16 protein-coding genes are annotated in these 15,012 nt (G+C 72.5%); 7 read left to right on the top strand and 9 right to left on the bottom strand.

The window, feature by feature from the left end; all coding sequences use genetic code 11:
* Window positions 1-43: 43 nt before the first annotated feature.
* The 5 genes from P3X83_RS25300 to P3X83_RS25320 all read right to left on the bottom strand — a co-directional run bounded on the left by P3X83_RS25300 (window position 44) and on the right by P3X83_RS25320 (window position 5,852).
* Complete coding sequence (locus P3X83_RS25300; protein WP_277307712.1) at window positions 44-889, bottom strand: ParA family protein; 846 nt, start codon at window positions 887-889, stop codon at window positions 44-46.
* A 234-nt stretch (window positions 890-1,123) separates the two neighbouring features.
* Complete coding sequence (xerD, locus tag P3X83_RS25305; protein ID WP_277307713.1) at window positions 1,124-2,038, bottom strand: site-specific tyrosine recombinase XerD; 915 nt, start codon at window positions 2,036-2,038, stop codon at window positions 1,124-1,126.
* Between the two features lie 24 nt (window positions 2,039-2,062).
* Entirely contained in the window at window positions 2,063-2,734 is a 672-nt protein-coding gene (locus P3X83_RS25310; RefSeq protein WP_277307697.1) for an NUDIX hydrolase, read from the bottom strand.
* A 37-nt stretch (window positions 2,735-2,771) separates the two neighbouring features.
* Window positions 2,772-4,064, bottom strand: a complete 1,293-nt coding sequence (locus P3X83_RS25315; RefSeq protein ID WP_277307698.1) for a TIR domain-containing protein — start codon at window positions 4,062-4,064, stop codon at window positions 2,772-2,774.
* Window positions 4,065-4,181: 117 nt separating this feature from the next.
* A complete protein-coding gene (locus P3X83_RS25320; RefSeq protein ID WP_277307699.1) occupies window positions 4,182-5,852 on the bottom strand; it encodes a CTP synthase in 1,671 nt (556 codons plus the stop codon).
* Window positions 5,853-5,999: 147 nt separating this feature from the next.
* On the opposite strand from P3X83_RS25320, the gene P3X83_RS25325 reads away from it, so the two are divergent.
* The 6 genes from P3X83_RS25325 to P3X83_RS25350 all read left to right on the top strand — a co-directional run bounded on the left by P3X83_RS25325 (window position 6,000) and on the right by P3X83_RS25350 (window position 10,561).
* Complete coding sequence (locus P3X83_RS25325; protein ID WP_277307700.1) at window positions 6,000-6,737, top strand: acyltransferase; 738 nt, start codon at window positions 6,000-6,002, stop codon at window positions 6,735-6,737.
* Window positions 6,718-7,875 carry a nitronate monooxygenase family protein gene (locus tag P3X83_RS25330; RefSeq protein ID WP_277307701.1) on the top strand — a complete coding sequence of 386 codons (1,158 nt, stop codon included), beginning with the start codon at window positions 6,718-6,720 and terminating at the stop codon, window positions 7,873-7,875. Before P3X83_RS25325 ends, P3X83_RS25330 begins: the two co-directional genes overlap by 20 nt.
* 72 nt (window positions 7,876-7,947) lie before the next feature.
* Window positions 7,948-8,553, top strand: a complete 606-nt coding sequence (locus P3X83_RS25335; RefSeq protein ID WP_277307702.1) for a DUF4126 domain-containing protein — start codon at window positions 7,948-7,950, stop codon at window positions 8,551-8,553.
* Window positions 8,554-8,632: 79 nt separating this feature from the next.
* Window positions 8,633-9,304, top strand: a complete 672-nt coding sequence (locus P3X83_RS25340) for a hypothetical protein (protein WP_277307703.1) — start codon at window positions 8,633-8,635, stop codon at window positions 9,302-9,304.
* 97 nt (window positions 9,305-9,401) lie between these two features.
* Complete coding sequence (locus tag P3X83_RS25345) at window positions 9,402-9,929, top strand: SigE family RNA polymerase sigma factor (RefSeq protein WP_277307704.1); 528 nt, start codon at window positions 9,402-9,404, stop codon at window positions 9,927-9,929.
* Window positions 9,926-10,561, top strand: a complete 636-nt coding sequence (locus tag P3X83_RS25350; RefSeq protein ID WP_277307705.1) for a permease-like cell division protein FtsX — start codon at window positions 9,926-9,928, stop codon at window positions 10,559-10,561. The genes P3X83_RS25345 and P3X83_RS25350 overlap by 4 nt, the downstream gene beginning before the upstream one ends.
* A 13-nt stretch (window positions 10,562-10,574) precedes the next feature.
* On the opposite strand, the gene P3X83_RS25355 is transcribed toward P3X83_RS25350, so the two are convergent.
* The 4 genes from P3X83_RS25355 to P3X83_RS25370 all read right to left on the bottom strand — a co-directional run bounded on the left by P3X83_RS25355 (window position 10,575) and on the right by P3X83_RS25370 (window position 14,330).
* Window positions 10,575-12,035, bottom strand: a complete 1,461-nt coding sequence (locus tag P3X83_RS25355; protein WP_277307706.1) for an MFS transporter — start codon at window positions 12,033-12,035, stop codon at window positions 10,575-10,577.
* Between the two features lie 83 nt (window positions 12,036-12,118).
* Window positions 12,119-12,607: a MarR family winged helix-turn-helix transcriptional regulator gene (locus tag P3X83_RS25360; RefSeq protein ID WP_277307707.1), complete on the bottom strand. Its 489-nt coding sequence runs from the start codon at window positions 12,605-12,607 to the stop codon at window positions 12,119-12,121.
* 62 nt (window positions 12,608-12,669) lie between these two features.
* A complete protein-coding gene (locus tag P3X83_RS25365) occupies window positions 12,670-13,311 on the bottom strand; it encodes a class I SAM-dependent methyltransferase (RefSeq protein WP_277307708.1) in 642 nt (213 codons plus the stop codon).
* A 32-nt stretch (window positions 13,312-13,343) separates the two neighbouring features.
* Window positions 13,344-14,330: an NAD(P)/FAD-dependent oxidoreductase gene (locus P3X83_RS25370; protein WP_277307709.1), complete on the bottom strand. Its 987-nt coding sequence runs from the start codon at window positions 14,328-14,330 to the stop codon at window positions 13,344-13,346.
* Between the two features lie 79 nt (window positions 14,331-14,409).
* Between P3X83_RS25370 and P3X83_RS25375 the strand changes: the two genes are divergently transcribed.
* The gene (locus tag P3X83_RS25375) at window positions 14,410-14,997 is read left to right on the top strand and encodes an XRE family transcriptional regulator (RefSeq protein WP_277307710.1); all 588 of its coding nucleotides are present in this window, start codon (window positions 14,410-14,412) and stop codon (window positions 14,995-14,997) included.
* The last annotated feature ends 15 nt before the right edge of the window (window positions 14,998-15,012 follow it).

Consider the following 15,012-nt stretch of genomic DNA (forward strand, 5'->3'; position numbering starts at 1 on the left):
TCCCCCCGACCGTCGATCCCGGCGGCCGCGCCGCGCGCGGGCGTCAGGCGGCGGGCTCCGGCCAGCGGGCGAGGACTTCACGGGCCAGCTCGCGGTAGGCGCTGGCGCCCAGGGAGGAGGAGTCGAAGATCGTGATGGGCTCGCCGGCGACCGTGGCGTCGGGGAAGCGCACGGTGCGGTTGATGACCGTGTGGAAGACCTTCTCGTCGAACGCCTCGACCACCCGCGCCAGCACCTCGCGGCCGTGCAGGGTGCGCGCGTCGTACATGGTGGCGAGCAGGCCCTCGATCTCCAGGTCGGCGTTGAGCCGCTCCTGCACCTTGGTGATCGTGTCCATCAGCAGCGCGACGCCGCGCAGCGCGAAGAACTCGCACTCAAGCGGCACGATGACGCCGTGGGCGCAGGTCAGCGCGTTGATGGTGAGCAGGCCCAGGGACGGCTGGCAGTCGATCAGGCAGACGTCGTAGTCGGGCAGCAGCGGCTTGATCACGCGGCCGAGCACCTGCTCGCGGGCGACCTCGGTGACGAGCTGGACCTCGGCCGCCGACAGGTCGATGTTGCTGGGTAGCAGGTCCATGCCGTCGACGGAGGTCTTCAGCAGGACCTCCTCGGGATCGACGCCGCGCTCCATGAGCAGGTTGTAGATCGTCATGTCGAGCTGGAGCGGGTTGATGCCGAGCCCGACGGAGAGCGCGCCCTGGGGGTCGAAGTCGACCAGCAGGACCCGCAGCCCGCACTCGGCCAGCGCCGCGCCGAGGTTGATGGTCGTGGTGGTCTTGCCCACCCCGCCCTTCTGGTTGACCATCGCGACCACCCTGGCGGGCCCGTGGGTGGTACGCACCGGCGGCGCGGGGAACACCGGCCTCGGCCGACCGGTCGGGCCGAGGATCCCGCCCGCCGCCGTGGACGCGGCGGTCTTGGAATCGCCCCACGGGTTGTCGGGGCTGGCGCCGGGGGTCGCCCTCCGGCTGGAACCGTCGGTGGTCACAGTCACCAGTTGAACCTCCCTGACGGCCTCGAACCGGACCGTCCGGACGGACACTATGGCGTCAGCACGTATGCGGCAAGGCGGCACGCCCGGCTACGCCCGATTGGCAAGCGTCTCAAACGTCTCGATAACGATCTAGCGCCGGGCGCGGGGGTGCGCGGCGGCGTAGACCTCCCGGAGCTTGTCGACCGTGACCAAGGTGTAGACCTGGGTGGTCGTGACCGAGGCGTGGCCGAGCAGCTCCTGGACAACCCTAACGTCCGCGCCGCCGTCGAGGAGGTGCGTTGCGAACGAATGTCGCAACATATGCGGAGACACCCCGGCAAGACCGGCGCGTTCGGCCGCCGCCTGGAGCACCTCCCACGCCCCCTGGCGGGTCAGCCTGCCGCCGCGCGCGTTGAGGAACAGCGCCGAGGTGCCCCGGCCGTGCGAGGAGAGGATGGGGCGGGCCCGCACGAGGTAGGCGTCGAGCGCCTGCCTGGCGTAGCGGCCGAGCGGCACGACGCGGGTGCGCCCGCCCTTGCCGCGCAGGCGCACCTGGTCGGGCTCCGCGTCGTCCACGGCCAGGCCGACCGCCTCGGAGATGCGCGCGCCGGTGCCGTAGAGCAGTTCGAGCAGCGCGCGGTTGCGCAGGGTCAGCGGCTGGCCGTCGGGGCCGGCGGCGGCGATCAGCCGCTCGACCTCCTGCACGGAGATGGCCTTGGGCAGCCTGCGGAGCTGGCGCGGCGGGCGCACCTCGTGCGCCGGGTCGTGCCCGGCGACGCCCTCGCGCAGCGCGAAGCGGTGCAGGCCCCGCACCGCCGACACTGCGCGCGCGGTCGAGCTGGCCACCAGCGCCCGGTGCCGCTCGTCGCCCTCGCGCAGCGCGGCCAGGAACGCCACGACGTCGGACTCGGCGACGTCGCGGAACCGGGTACGGCCGCGCGTCTTCAGATGCTCGACGTATCGCTGCAGGTCACGGCGATAGGAGGCGAGCGTGTTGGCGGCCAGTCCGCGCTCGACCGCCAGATGGTCGAGGTAGCTGGAGAGAACAGTCTCCGTATCGCTCAGGGCGCCCGGCCCCCCTCCGTGCTCTCAGGCCTCCGGGGCGTCGGCGGGCCGCAGAGAGGCGAACCCGTCGGCGGAGGCCGCGTACGCGGCGAGAATACCGGCCACGGCCGAGGAATTGTGGATCATTCCCGATAGGACCTTTCCCGCCGCCTCGGCGAGCGGCACGGCCGCGAGCCGGATGTCGGCCTCCTCGTGGCGGCGTACGTAGTCGAGTTCGCCCTCGGGGATCGGCATGAGCCCGCGCGCCAGGAAGATGCGGATGCGCTCGTCGGACGCGCCCGGCGAGACGAGCAGGTCGAGCAGCAGGTGCCAGGTGTCGGCGCGGTGCCCGGTCTCCTCGGCGAGTTCGCGCCGGGCGCAGTCGAGCAGCGGCTCGCCGGGGATGTCGCGCAGCCCCGCCGGGATCTCCCACAGCAGCGACCTGACCGGGTGGCGGTACTGCCGGATCAGCAGGACCCGCTGGTCGTCGTCGATGGCCAGGACGCCGACCGAGCCGGGGTGGCGGACGTAGTCGCGCCTCGCGGTGTCGCCCTCGGGCATCCGCACCTCGTCGGTGCGCAGCGTGAGGATGTTCAGGCGGACGGGCTCCGCGGAGGCGACGACCTCCCACGCCTCCGGCCGGTCACGCACGTCCTCCGCGGCGGTGTCGCCGCGTGTGACCGTGGCCCGCGCGGACGCCGTTCGCTGCCGTGACATGTCGCCTTCCCCCATTCGACCAGCTTAGCGTGATAGATCACGAACCCAGCCGCGAGCCCAGGACCTCGGTCACGATGTCGACGTCCTCCTGGTAGAGCGCGGCGATGTAGACGTCGCGCAGCGCGTCGGCGACCGTGCCGTCGTCCTCCTCTGAGAGAAAGCCGAGCATGCCGTCGATCATCGGGCCGACCACCTCCGCGGTGTCGGCGCCGCCCTGGCCGGTGCCGAGCAGCGGGAAGATCACGCTCTCCACCCCGCCGCCCCCGGCCGCCGCCAGGCGCTCCTGGTCGGCCCGCTGGTCGGTGCCGTCGGGTGAGATCACACAGGAGGTGCGGATCAGGTCGCCCATCGCGGCCAGGACCGACCGCACCGACGACTCGATCTGGCGGGGGTGCTTGTAGGGGATCACCCGGCTCTCCGCCGCCACCGCCTGGACGGCGGCGACGTGCAGGATGACCCGGCCCCTGTTGATCCTGGCCAGGTCGCTGCGCGGCCCGCCCGCGCTGGTGGGGAACACCTCCGACGCCTGCACCGGCCGGGACCGGTCGCGCAACTGCCAGTCGAGTTCCTGCTGGATGGTGTCGTGGTAGCCCTGACGGCGGTCGGCCTGCCCGCGCCTGCGCAGGATGGAGGAGATGGTGCGGCTCTCGAAGAAGCGCGCCATCTGCATGTAATCGTTCTCCGGGTTGACGAAGACGTCGACGTTGCGGACCTTCTCGATGTCTCCCGCCGCGACGTGCAGGCGCATCCCGGTGGCCGGGTACAGGTCGAAGGAGGCCGCCCGCTGCCGGTCGAGCGCGGGCGTGCGGACCGCGCGCTGACGCGCCAAGAGCGGCGCGAGCGTGAGCCGCTGCTGCTCGACGGTGGCCGCCGCCGCCCGCGCCAGCGGGTCGCGCAGCTCGGCCAGCAGCGGCTGGGCGCGGGCCGGGGAGATGTCGCGCAGCAGCACCCACTGCAGGTGGCCGATGTTCAGCGCGGTGGTCTCGTCGGCCATCTGCCGGTCGGTCATGTCGAAGCCGACGGGGACGATCGACAGGCCGAGCGCGGTGGCCATGGCCACTTCCCTGCGCACCCACTCGGACTCGGCGGTGCCCCGGCCGATCAGGACGAGCAGGACGTCGCTGGACAGGATGCGCTGGTAGATCTCGGTCTCCCAGGCCATGCCCGGGACGATTCTGGCGTTGTCCACCCACGGGTCGTAGCCCGGGTCCTGGGCGAGTACGAAATGCAGGGTCTCGGCGGCGGTGTTCTTCTGCACGACGCGCTGCCCCGACTCCTCGTAGGCGAGCAGCTTCTTGTAGCAGATGAAAACACGCGTCGCACCGGCCATCGGCTCGCCTTCGAGTGCAGTCGGGGGGTTACTCGGAGCATGCTGCCAGATACGGCGGACAACGGCCACGCGGCGGGGAATCGGTCCGTCCGATTCCCCGCCGCGCGGCGTGACGGGTCAGGCGCCGCTGCCCGCCTTGGCCGCGGCGCTACGCTCGTCGGCGAAGTCCAGCGCGGCGGCGATCAGGCCCTTGAACAGCGGGTGCGGGCGGGTCGGGCGGGAGCGGAACTCGGGGTGGGCCTGGGTTCCGACGAAGAAGGGGTGCGTGCCGGGGGGCAGCTCGGCGTACTCCACCAGGCGGCCGTCGGGGGACAGCCCGGAGAAGACCATGCCGACCTTCTCCAGCCGGTCGCGGTAGGCGTTGGCCACCTCGTAGCGGTGCCGGTGGCGCTCCTCGACGCGGGCCTTGCCGTACAGCTTGCGGGCCAGCGTGCCCTCCTCCAGGTTGGCCGGGTAGAGGCCGAGGCGCATCGTGCCGCCCATGTCGCGCTCGCCCGCGACCACGTCCTCCTGGTCGGCCATGGTGGAGACGACCGAGTGCACGGTGTCGGGCACGAACTCGGCGCTGTTGGCGCCGGGCAGCCCGGCCAGCGAACGGGCCACCTCGATGATCATGCACTGCATGCCCAGGCAGATGCCGAGCAGCGGGATCATGTTCTCCCGGGCGTGGCGCACCGCGCCCACCTTGCCTTCGATGCCGCGCACCCCGAACCCGCCGGGGATGAGCACGCCGTCCACGCCGTCGAGCTCGCGGGCCGCGCCCTCGTCCGTCTCGCAGTCATCGCTTTTGACCCAGCGGATGTTGACCCTGGCGTCGTTGGCGAAGCCGCCCGCGCGCAGCGCCTCGGTGACGCTCAGGTAGGCGTCGGGCAGGTCGATGTACTTGCCGACCAGCGCGATCGTGACCTCCTTGGCCGGACGGTGCACCCGGCGCAGGAGCTGGTCCCACTCCTTCCAGTCGACGTCGCGGAACGGCAGGCCGAGACGGCGCACCACGTACGCGTCGAGCCCCTCGGCGTGCAGCACCTTCGGGATGTCGTAGATGCTCGCGGCGTCGACCGCGCTCACCACGGCGTCCTCGTCGACGTCGCACATCAGGCTGATCTTGCGCTTGAGGCTGGTGGTGATCGGGCGGTCGGAGCGGCACACGATGGCGTCCGGCTGGATGCCGATGCTGCGCAGGGCGGCCACGCTGTGCTGGGTCGGCTTGGTCTTCAGCTCGCCGCTGGGCCCGATGTAGGGCAGCAGCGAGACGTGCAGGAAGAAGCAGTTGTCCCTGCCGACCTCGTGGCGCACCTGGCGGACGGCCTCCAGGAACGGCAGTGACTCGATGTCGCCGACCGTGCCGCCGACCTCGGTGATGACGACATCGACGTCGGGGCCCGCCATGCCCCGGATCCGGTCCTTGATCTCGTTGGTGATGTGCGGAATCACCTGCACGGTGTCGCCGAGGTACTCGCCCCGGCGCTCCTTGGCGATGACGTTGGAATAGACCTGCCCGGTGGTCACGTTGGCCGAGCCGTGCAGCTCGGTGTCGAGGAACCGCTCGTAGTGGCCCACGTCGAGGTCGGTCTCCGCGCCGTCGTCGGTGACGAAGACCTCTCCGTGCTGGAAGGGGTTCATCGTGCCGGGGTCGACGTTGAGGTAGGGGTCGAGTTTCTGCATGGTCACCCGCAGCCCGCGGAGCTTCAGTAGGCGCCCGAGGCTGGAGGCGGTGAGCCCCTTGCCGAGACTGGAGGCGACGCCGCCGGTGACGAACAGATGCTTGGTGTGTGCGGCGCTGCGCAAGAAGGGCTCCCGTGGTCGTCTGGATCGTCGGCCGTTGGATGGGCGGCCTCCCGTACCCACGGGCTCTCAGGTTATCAAACGCCCCGCCACAGGTGTGCTCGACCTGCTGTTTCGTTATCTGGTAGGCAAGCAGTAGCTTGAACCGTTATGTCACTCCGCGATGCCGTACGGCGCGCCGCCGGCACGGTGATCCACCGTGGGTGGTCCGCGATCAGGCGAGCCGGAACGATCACCCCCAAGAGCCCCGCCGGATACCGCTTCAGAAAACTGGGCGAGGGCGCCTGCCTGGCGTTCCCCACCGGGGCGATCTTCGGTGAGGAGTGGATCGAGATCGGCGAGGGCACCCTTGTCGGCGAGCGCGTCTCGATCAGCGCGGGCATGAATCCAGGGCTTGACCTCGGCCCGTCGGCCATCGTGCGGATCGGCCACTCGTGCTCCATCGGCAGGGGCACGCACATCGTGGGCCACCGGCTCATCGAGGTCGGCGACCACGTCTTCACCGGGCCGTACGTCTACATCACCGACCAGAACCACGTCTACGACGACCCCGAGACCCCGATCGGCCGCCAGTGGCCGCGCGACAATCCGGTGACCATCGGGCCGGGCTCCTGGCTGGGGGCCGGGGCGATCATCCTGCCTGGAACGCGTCTGGGGCGCCAGACGGTCGTGGCGGGCGGCGCGGTGGTGCGCGGGGAGTTCCCCGACCACTGTGTCCTGGCGGGTGTACCCGCCCGGGTGGTGCGGCGCTACACCCCCGAGGAGGGCTGGCACCTGCCCTTCCTGCCCGCCGGGCGCACCGCCCCCGATGACGGGAACGAGTCTCCGCCGCTGGACCCGGCCGCGATCCGGGGGTTACCTTCGCCGCATGCGGACCGCGATCTGTGAACGACTCGGCGTGGAGCACCCGCTCCTCGCGTTCAGCCCCTCAAGGGAAGTGGTCGCGGCCGTCACCCGCGCGGGCGGGTTCGGCGTGCTCGGCGCGTCCGGCCACTCGCCCGACCGGCTCGACTCCGAGCTGAGCAGGCTGGACGAGGAGTGCGGCGGCCGGCCGTACGGGGTGGCCGTGGTCGTGCCGGAGGCGATCGACCCGGGCGCGGCGGCGGCGCTGGCGTCCGTCGCGGGCGACCCGTTCGCCCGCGTCGCCGACCTGATCCCCGAGCGGCACCGCGACTTCGTGGCGCACCTGCTGGCCAAGTACGGCGTGAGCACCCTGGAGCCGCTGCCCGGGCACCTGACCTCGCTGGCGGGCGAGTCCGGGCGTAGGTTGACCAACACCGGGGCCACGACGCTCGCCGAGGTGGCGCTGAAACACCCCATCGGCCTGATCGCCTGCCTGGTGGGCGGGCCGCCGCCCGACCTGGTCACGCGGGCTCGCGCCGCCGGGGTGCCGGTGGCCGCCTTCGCCCACCGCCCCGAGCACGCCCTGCCGCGCGTGGCGGCGGGGGCCGACCTGATCGTGGCCCAGGGCACCGAGGCGGGCGGGCACACCGGGGAGATCACCACCATGGTGCTGGTCCCCCAGGTGGTGGACGCCGTGGACGTGCCGGTGCTGGCGGCGGGCGGCATCGCCTCCGGGCGTCAGATGGCCGCCGCGCTCGCCCTTGGGGCGGAGGGCGTGTGGTGCGGCTCGGTGTGGCTGGGCACCGAGGAGGCGTGCGTGCCGCCCGCCGTCCGGCGGAAGATCCTCGCCGCCACGTCGGCGGACACCGTGCGGTCCACCTCACGCACCGGGGAGCCCGCGCGCCAGCTCAGGTCCTCCTGGACCGACGAGTGGGACGAGGCCACCGAAAGCCCCGGCGCGCTGCCCATGCCGCTGCAGGCGCTCGTCGCCGAGGGCGCGATGGCCCGGATCGGGCGCGCCGCCGAGGCGGGCAGTCCGGGCGCGGAACGGCTCGCCAACGACTTCGCGGGCCAGGCGATCGGCCAGCTCGACCGGGTCAGGCCCGCGCGGGAGGTGTTCGCCGAGATGATCGAGGAGTACGGCGCGGCCGTCCGGCGCCTGCGCCGCGTCACCGGTCCGTGATGTGGGATCTCCTCGCGCGCGGGAAGCGTTGTCAACGTTGACCGCCCCGACCGACGCGCCCGTGGAGGACGCATGCTGGCGACCCTGACCGGCCTCGGACTGTCCACCGCGGCCGGGCTCAACGCCTACATCCCGCTGCTGGCGGTCGGGCTCGCCGCCCGCCTGACCGACGCGGTGCGGCTGCCCGCCGGGTACGAGTGGCTGGCCGACGGCCGGGTGCTCGCGGTGCTGGCCGTGCTGCTGCTCGCCGAGCTGGTGCTGGACAAGGTCCCCGTGGTGGACCACGTGAACGACATGATCCAGACCGCGGTACGGCCCGCGGCGGGCGGCGTGGTGTTCGCCGCGACCTCCGCCGCCGCCGAGGTGGACGGCTCGGCCTGGATGGCCGCGAACCCGTGGGCGGGCTGGCTGCTCGGCATCGCGCTGGCCCTGGTCGTGCACCTGATGAAGGCGACCGCGCGGCCGGTCGTGAACGCCACGACGGCGGGCGTCGGCGCCCCGGTGATCAGCACCGTGGAGGACGCGGGCTCGGTCGGCATCAGCCTGGTCGCGATCTTCCTGCCGGTGCTGGTGCTCCTGGTGCTGGCCGCCCTGGGCGTGTTCGCGTGGCTGGTGTTCAGAACGGTCCGCCGCCGCACTACCAGGGACGGCGTCCCACGGTCTGCGGGCGGCCACTGATCCCGGGCGCGATCCTGTGCGTGATCTCAGGCGGGATCGATTCGTCCACACCCGCACCCTGTCAGGGTGGATATGCTCAATGGCAGCTGGATATTCGGGGCTGCCCGGCCCCCCGGCGAAGGGGGTGTCTGCGATCAGCACGATCATCACGATCCTTCTGGTGGTCTTCCTGCTCTTCCTGATCGTCGGTGGAGTGGGGCTGTACTTCGCGGTCAAGCTCGGCAAGGCCGCCACCAAGAAGGCCAGGGCGGCCAGTACCCGCCTCGCCGCGCACGTCGGGGCGATGGGCACCGGAGAGGCGGCCGACGCCGAACGGCTGCGGGTCGATCTGCGCCGTGAGGTGTCGCTCACCCGCCAGGCCCTCGACCACGCCGCCCGCCAGGGCTGGAGCCTGGGCGACCTGCCGGTCCTGGTCCGCGAGGTCGGCGAGCACGCCGAGGTCCTCGACACCCAGCTCGGCCTGTACGCCCAGCAGCGCCGCTCCACCGGCTACATCGACCACGTCACCCTCGACCGGCTGCGTGAGCAGCACGTCAAGCTGTCCACCACCTGCGCCCGCATCCGCGCCGACCTGATGGACAACCAGGTCAACCATGCCTCGAGCGCCATCAACGACGTGCACGACCGCGCCGAGCTGGAGCTTGAGGCCCGCCGGAGCACGAGCGTCCGCGATCCCCTCGACGAGATCGACGAGCTGTACCGCCGCTCCCTGCAGCACCCCGCGCGTCCCCCGGAGGACGGTCGCCCCTGACGCCTGATCGCCACCCGCGCCGGAGCGGGCGATCATCCCTGGCGGAAACGGCCGGTGACGGCGAGCAGCACCGGCCCCCCGCGCGCGTCTCTGTGACATGGAAGTCCAACTGCTCTCCGCGGGAGGGCCGGCGATCGGACAGGAAACCGACGTCACGGCGCTCTATGCCGCGCATCGGCTCGGACTCGTCCGACTAGCGTTGATCATGGTCGGCGACCTCGGCACGGCCGAGGACGTCGTGCAGGAGGCTTTCGCGCGCACGCACGCGGCGCGGGGACGGCTGCGCGACCCCGGCAAGGCGCTCGCCTACATCCGGTCGGCCGTGCTCAACCGCTCCCGGTCGGTGCTGCGGCGGCGGGCGACGGCAGCGCGTCGCGGCGTGCCGTACGAACCGCCCATCTGGTCGGCCGAGAGCGCGGTGCTGCTGCGCGAGGAGCGCCGTGCCGTACTGACCGCGCTGGGCCGCCTGCCGCACCGTCAGCGCGAAGCGCTCACGCTGCGCTACTACCTCGACCTCTCCGACTTGGAGATCGCCCGGACCATGGGGATCCGCGCGAGCACCGCCCGGTCCACCATCGCCCGCGGCCTGGCCGCGCTCGGCCAGGAACTCAAGGAGACCCGATGAACATCGAGCAACGACTGCGCGCGGCCCTCGGGGAGGCGGGCGCGACCGTCACCGCCGAGGATCTGCGCCCCGCCGCCCCACCCGGCCGCCCGGCCGCCCGCCGGGTGAGTCCCCTGCTGCTGGCGGCCGCGGCGGCCGTACTGCTGGCGGGCGTCGCGGGGGTGACCATGCTGCGCGACATCCCCGAGCCGCGGCCGGTCGTCCTGGCGGGGATGCTCATGGGCACGGCCTCCTACGCTCCGGGCGGCGCCGAGGTCCGCGTCTTCGTGTGTGAGAACGAGTCGCCGTATCGTTCGTGCGACGGGGAGGGAGCCACCCCCGAGGAGGTGGAGGCCCTGGAGGCGGCTCTGCGGGCCCTCCCGCAGGTACGTGAGGTCGCGTACCAGAGCAAGGAGGAGGCCTACGCGCAGTTCCGCGCGGTGTACTCGGGCGAGCCGGACTTGGCCGACGCCGTGCGGGTCTCCGACATGCCGCGCTCCTTCAACGTCTGGATGCGGCCCGGCGTCGACTGGGGCACCGCGATGCGGTCGGCCATGTCGGCCCCTGGAGTCGCGGTCGTCTCCGACCTGGTCTGCCTGGATGAGACCCCGCCTCCCCAGAAGTCGGCCGAATGCCTGCTCGGCGACCGGTGACCGCTCCGCCCGTTCACGCTCGCGGGCTCTCACCTGCGGGCTGCGGGGCCCCCTCCGTGACCCGTGCGGGGGACGTGCGCAGGACGATCACGCCGACCGCGAACGCCGCCACCAGCAGGCCGGCCGCGATGCCGAACGCCAGCCGGTAGCCGCCGGTCAGCGCCTCGGGCCTGCTCGCGCCCTCCGCGAGCAGGCCGGCGGTGCGCGAGGCCGCCATGGTGGACAGGACCGCGACGCCGATGGCCATGCCGACCTGCTGGGTGGTGTTGAAGAGACCGGAGGCCAGCCCCGCGTCCCCCTCCCGCGCGCCGGACATGCCGAGCGTGGCCAGCGCCGGGAGCACCAGGCCGCCGCCCGAGATCAGCAGCATCACGGGGAGCAGGTGGGCGGCGTAGTCGGCCTGCACCGGGATCCGGGTGAGCAGCGTCATCGCGCCGATGAGGAGCGCCAGCCCGGCCAGCAGGACGGCCCGAGCGCCGAACCGCGCGCTGAGCCGGGCGGAGACGAACAGCGAGATCGAGCCGATGCCGACGGCCGCCGGGAGCATCGCCAGGCCGGTCTGGAGTGCGCCGTAGCCGAGGACCTGCTGCATGTAGAGGGCGACGAGCACCTGGAAGGCGAACATCCCGGACAGCGCCAGCATCTGGGCCAGGTTGGCCCCGGCGACGTTGCGGGACCGCAGCACGCGCGGCGGCATGAGCGGGGCGGCGGCGGTTGCCTGCCGTACGGCGAAGGCGGCCAGCAACACCACCGAGACCGCGCCCAGGCCGAGGGTGTGAACGGACGCCCAGCCGTACCGCTCGACGCCGACCACGGTGTAGATGCCGAGCATCAGGCCGGAGGTGACCAGCAGCGCGCCGGCGACGTCGGCGCCCGCCCTCCACCCGGCTCCCCGGTCGGCGGGCAGCACGCGGAACGCCAGTGCGATGACGACGAGGCCGATCGGCACGTTGACGAAGAAGATCCACGGCCAGCTCAGGCCGTCGGTGAGAACACCGCCGAGCACCTGGCCGATGGACGCGCCCGCCGCGCCGGTGAAGCTGAAGATCGCGATGGCCTTGCCGCGCTCGCGGGGTTCGGCGAACAGCGTGACCAGGATCCCCAGGACCACGGCGGAGGCCATCGCGCTGCCGACCCCCTGGAGGAAGCGGGCGGCGATGAGCATGCCCGGGCCGGTGGCCGCGCCCGCCAGCAGCGAGGCGGCCGTGAAGACCGCGTTCCCGGCCAGGAACATGGTCCGGCGTCCGGCCAGGTCGCCGAGCCGTCCGGCGAGGAGCAGCAGGCCGCCGAAGGGGATCAGGTAGGCGTTGACCATCCAGCTCAGCTCGGCGGGCGCGAAGCCCAGGTCACTCTGGATGACGGGCAGCGCGACGGTCACGATGCTGCCGTCCAGGATGGTCATCAACCCGGTGGCGGACAGGACGCCGAGCGCGGCCCAGCGTGAGTTCAGCGAAGACGAAGACGAAGACGGCATGGTCTCTCCCGTTCGAGGTTCAACAGGAGAGACCGTAGCAGATAGTTCCGTTGCAGACGATCTGCATTCGATCTGCATTCGTCCTAGCGGGCGCGCTCCCGTGCCCGGCGCACCTGCTGGGGGCCCTCGGCGGGGGTCGCGAGATGGCCGCCGACCAGGCGGTTCAGCGCGCGGACCAGGACCTCGCGCTCGTCGTCGGGCAGGGAGGTCAGGGCGGCGCGGTGCACGCCGTCCACGATCTCCTGGCTGCGCCGGGCGACGGCCGCGCCCGTCTCGGTGACCGCGATGATCCGTGCCCGCCGGTCGGTGCCCGACGGGCGCCGCTCCGCGTAACCGGCCTTCTCCAGCGCGTCCACGGTCACCACCATCGTGGTCTTGTCCATGTCGCCGATCTCGGCGAGCTGGATCTGGGTGCGCTCCTCCTCCAGGGCGTGGACCAGCACGCAGTGCATGCGCGGGGTCAGGCCGATCTCCGCCAGCGCGGCGGTCATCTGGGAACGCAGCACGAGACCGGTGTGGTCGAGCAGGAAGGAAAGGTCGGTCTCGGTGCGGGCGGGCGACATCGCGGTCATGCCACCAGTCTACGTAAGCCGGTTTCGCGGCAGATTATCTGCGAACGGATCAAATGCGCGGGTCAGGCGCGGCGCACGGCCCGCAGGACCGCGTCGTGCATGGTGATCTCACGCCGGTCGTGGCCGATGACGGTGCGGGTCCGCGCCTCGGCGGTGACGACGTCCCACCGGGCCGGGTCCAGGACGGCGGCGATCTCATCGGCCGTCACGTGCACCTCGGGCTCGTCGTGCGGCTGGTGGTCGTCATGCGACTGGTGCCCGTCGTGGGGCTGGTGGTCGACTATGAGCAGGGTGCCGCCCGGCGCGACCGCCCCCGCGAGGCGGCCGAACAGGTCGTAGCGCCCGCTCTGCGGGTGCACGTAGTGGGCCGACACCAGGTCGAAGCGGCCCTCAGGGAGCGTCCAGCCGGTCAGGTCCGCGCGTATCCACTCGATCCGGTCCGCGACGGCCGGGCCGAGGGCCTCGGCGCGCTCGCGGGCGTGCTCCAGCGCCGGGGCGGCGATGTCCACCGCCGTCACCCGCCAGCCGCGCGAGGCGAGCCAGATCGCGTCGGCCCCCCGCCCGCAGCCCGCGTCCAGCGCCTCGCCGGGCGCGAGGTCCCCGGCCTCCGCCGGCAGTTGCCGGTTGGGCTCGGCGCCGTGCGACCCGGCGTGGTCGCGGTAGCGGTCCTCCCAATAGGCCCTGCCGAACTTCGTGGACTCCATGCGCCCCTCCCTCTCTCGCTGATCGTGGCCGCTCATCCGCGCACCGGCACACGCTCGGCCTCTTCCGGCGACCGGGCCCGCCACGCGGCGACCGCCTGGGCGGTCTCCTCGGCGACCAGGTCGGCGTTGATCTGCGCCGCGGCGAAGGCGCCCGCCGAGGCGGAGGCCCCGACCTGCGCCGACGGGTCGGTGATGTTCCCTGCGGCCCAGACCCCCGGCACTCCGGTACGGCCCGTCGCGTCCACGGGGATGTACTCCCCCGCGCCGCCCGGGTGCTCGGCCGGTCGCAGCCCGATGTCCGCGAGGAATCCGGCCCGCGCCACCAGGCGCGGAGCCGCCACCAGGACTCGGCGGGCGACCACGGCGCCGTCGACCAGCCGTACGCCGGTCAGGCGGTCGTCCTCGACCTCCAGGGACGCCACCTCGCCCTCGACCACCCGGACGCCTCGGGCGGCCAGCCGTTCCGCGTCCTCCGGGCTCGGCGGCGCGGTGTGGGCGAAGAACGTGACGTCGGCGCTCCACTGGCGGAACAGCAGCGCCTGGTGCATCGAGAACGGGCCGGACGACAGCACGCCGATGGCCTGGTCGCGCACCTCCCAGCCATGGCAGTACGGGCAGTGCAGCACGTCCCGGCCCCAGCGGGCGCGCAGTCCCGGGATCTCCGGGAGATCGTCGGTGACGCCGGTGGCCACCAGCAGCCGCCGGGCGCGCAGCACCCGGTCTCCGGTCGTCACCGTGAAGCCGGTCTCGTCGCGGGTCACGGAGTCGACCTCGCCGCGCACGATGTGCCCGCCGTAGCCGCGGACCTCCGCGCGGCCGCGCTCCAGCAGCTCCGCCGGCGGCAGGCCGTCGTGGCCCAGCATGCCGTGCATGTTCTCGGCGGGGGCGTTGCGCGGCGCGCCCGCGTCGATCACCGCCACCGACCGCCGTGCCCTGGCCAGCATCAGCGCGCCGTTCAGTCCCGCCGCGCCGCCACCGGCCACCACCACGTCGTAGCTCTCCGTGGGTCGTTCGGTCATCTCGACCACCTCCGCGGACAGCATGCGAGTCAATGGGGTGAATCCGCAACTTTCATTGCCGATATGGCAAAATGGCGGCATGAGTGGTGATCTCGACAAGGCACTCGACGCGGTGGGGCCGCGGCTGCGCGCGCTGCGGCGGCAGCGGGAGACCACGCTGGCCGACCTGGCCGCCGCGACCGGGATCTCGGTGAGCACGCTGTCGCGGCTGGAGTCCGGCTCGCGCAGGCCGTCCCTGGAGCTGCTGCTGCCGCTGGCCAGGGCGCACGGCGTCACGCTCGACGAGCTGGTGGACGCGCCTCCGACCGGCGACCCGCGCATCCACCTGCGCCCGGTCACCCGCAACGGCATGACGATGCTGCCACTGACCCGCCGGGCGGGCGGCATCCAGGCGTACAAGCTGGTCATTCCGGCGGGCAGCGCCAGGAAGGAGCCCGAGCCGAAGACGCACGAGGGCTACGAGTGGATGTACGTCATGAACGGACGCCTGCGGGTGGTCCTCGGCGAACACGACCTGGTCCTCGTGCCCGGCGAGGCCGCCGAGTTCGACACCCGCACGCCGCACTGGTTCGGCGCGGCCGACGACGAGGCGGTGGAGTTCCTGAGCCTGTTCGGCACTCAGGGCGAGCGCGCCCACCTCCGCGCCCGCCCCAAGGCCTCCGGGTAGGCGACCGGGGCCCGT

Source organism: Spongiactinospora sp. TRM90649 (assembly GCF_029382225.1).
GTDB lineage: Bacteria > Actinomycetota > Actinomycetes > Streptosporangiales > Streptosporangiaceae > Spongiactinospora.

Excerpts from the sequence above, each read along its gene's own strand:
- P3X83_RS25310 (WP_277307697.1), bottom strand. The coding sequence starts at position 2,734 with ATGTCACGGCAGCGAACGGCGTCCGCGCGGGCCACGGTCACACGCGGC.
- P3X83_RS25315 (WP_277307698.1), bottom strand. The coding sequence starts at position 4,064 with ATGGCCGGTGCGACGCGTGTTTTCATCTGCTACAAGAAGCTGCTCGCC.
- P3X83_RS25325 (WP_277307700.1), top strand. The coding sequence starts at position 6,000 with ATGTCACTCCGCGATGCCGTACGGCGCGCCGCCGGCACGGTGATCCAC.
- P3X83_RS25330 (WP_277307701.1), top strand. The coding sequence starts at position 6,718 with ATGCGGACCGCGATCTGTGAACGACTCGGCGTGGAGCACCCGCTCCTC.
- P3X83_RS25335 (WP_277307702.1), top strand. The coding sequence starts at position 7,948 with ATGCTGGCGACCCTGACCGGCCTCGGACTGTCCACCGCGGCCGGGCTC.
- P3X83_RS25340 (WP_277307703.1), top strand. The coding sequence starts at position 8,633 with ATGGCAGCTGGATATTCGGGGCTGCCCGGCCCCCCGGCGAAGGGGGTG.
- P3X83_RS25345 (WP_277307704.1), top strand. The coding sequence starts at position 9,402 with ATGGAAGTCCAACTGCTCTCCGCGGGAGGGCCGGCGATCGGACAGGAA.
- P3X83_RS25350 (WP_277307705.1), top strand. The coding sequence starts at position 9,926 with ATGAACATCGAGCAACGACTGCGCGCGGCCCTCGGGGAGGCGGGCGCG.
- P3X83_RS25355 (WP_277307706.1), bottom strand. The coding sequence starts at position 12,035 with ATGCCGTCTTCGTCTTCGTCTTCGCTGAACTCACGCTGGGCCGCGCTC.
- P3X83_RS25360 (WP_277307707.1), bottom strand. The coding sequence starts at position 12,607 with ATGACCGCGATGTCGCCCGCCCGCACCGAGACCGACCTTTCCTTCCTG.
- P3X83_RS25365 (WP_277307708.1), bottom strand. The coding sequence starts at position 13,311 with ATGGAGTCCACGAAGTTCGGCAGGGCCTATTGGGAGGACCGCTACCGC.
- P3X83_RS25370 (WP_277307709.1), bottom strand. The coding sequence starts at position 14,330 with ATGACCGAACGACCCACGGAGAGCTACGACGTGGTGGTGGCCGGTGGC.
- P3X83_RS25375 (WP_277307710.1), top strand. The coding sequence starts at position 14,410 with ATGAGTGGTGATCTCGACAAGGCACTCGACGCGGTGGGGCCGCGGCTG.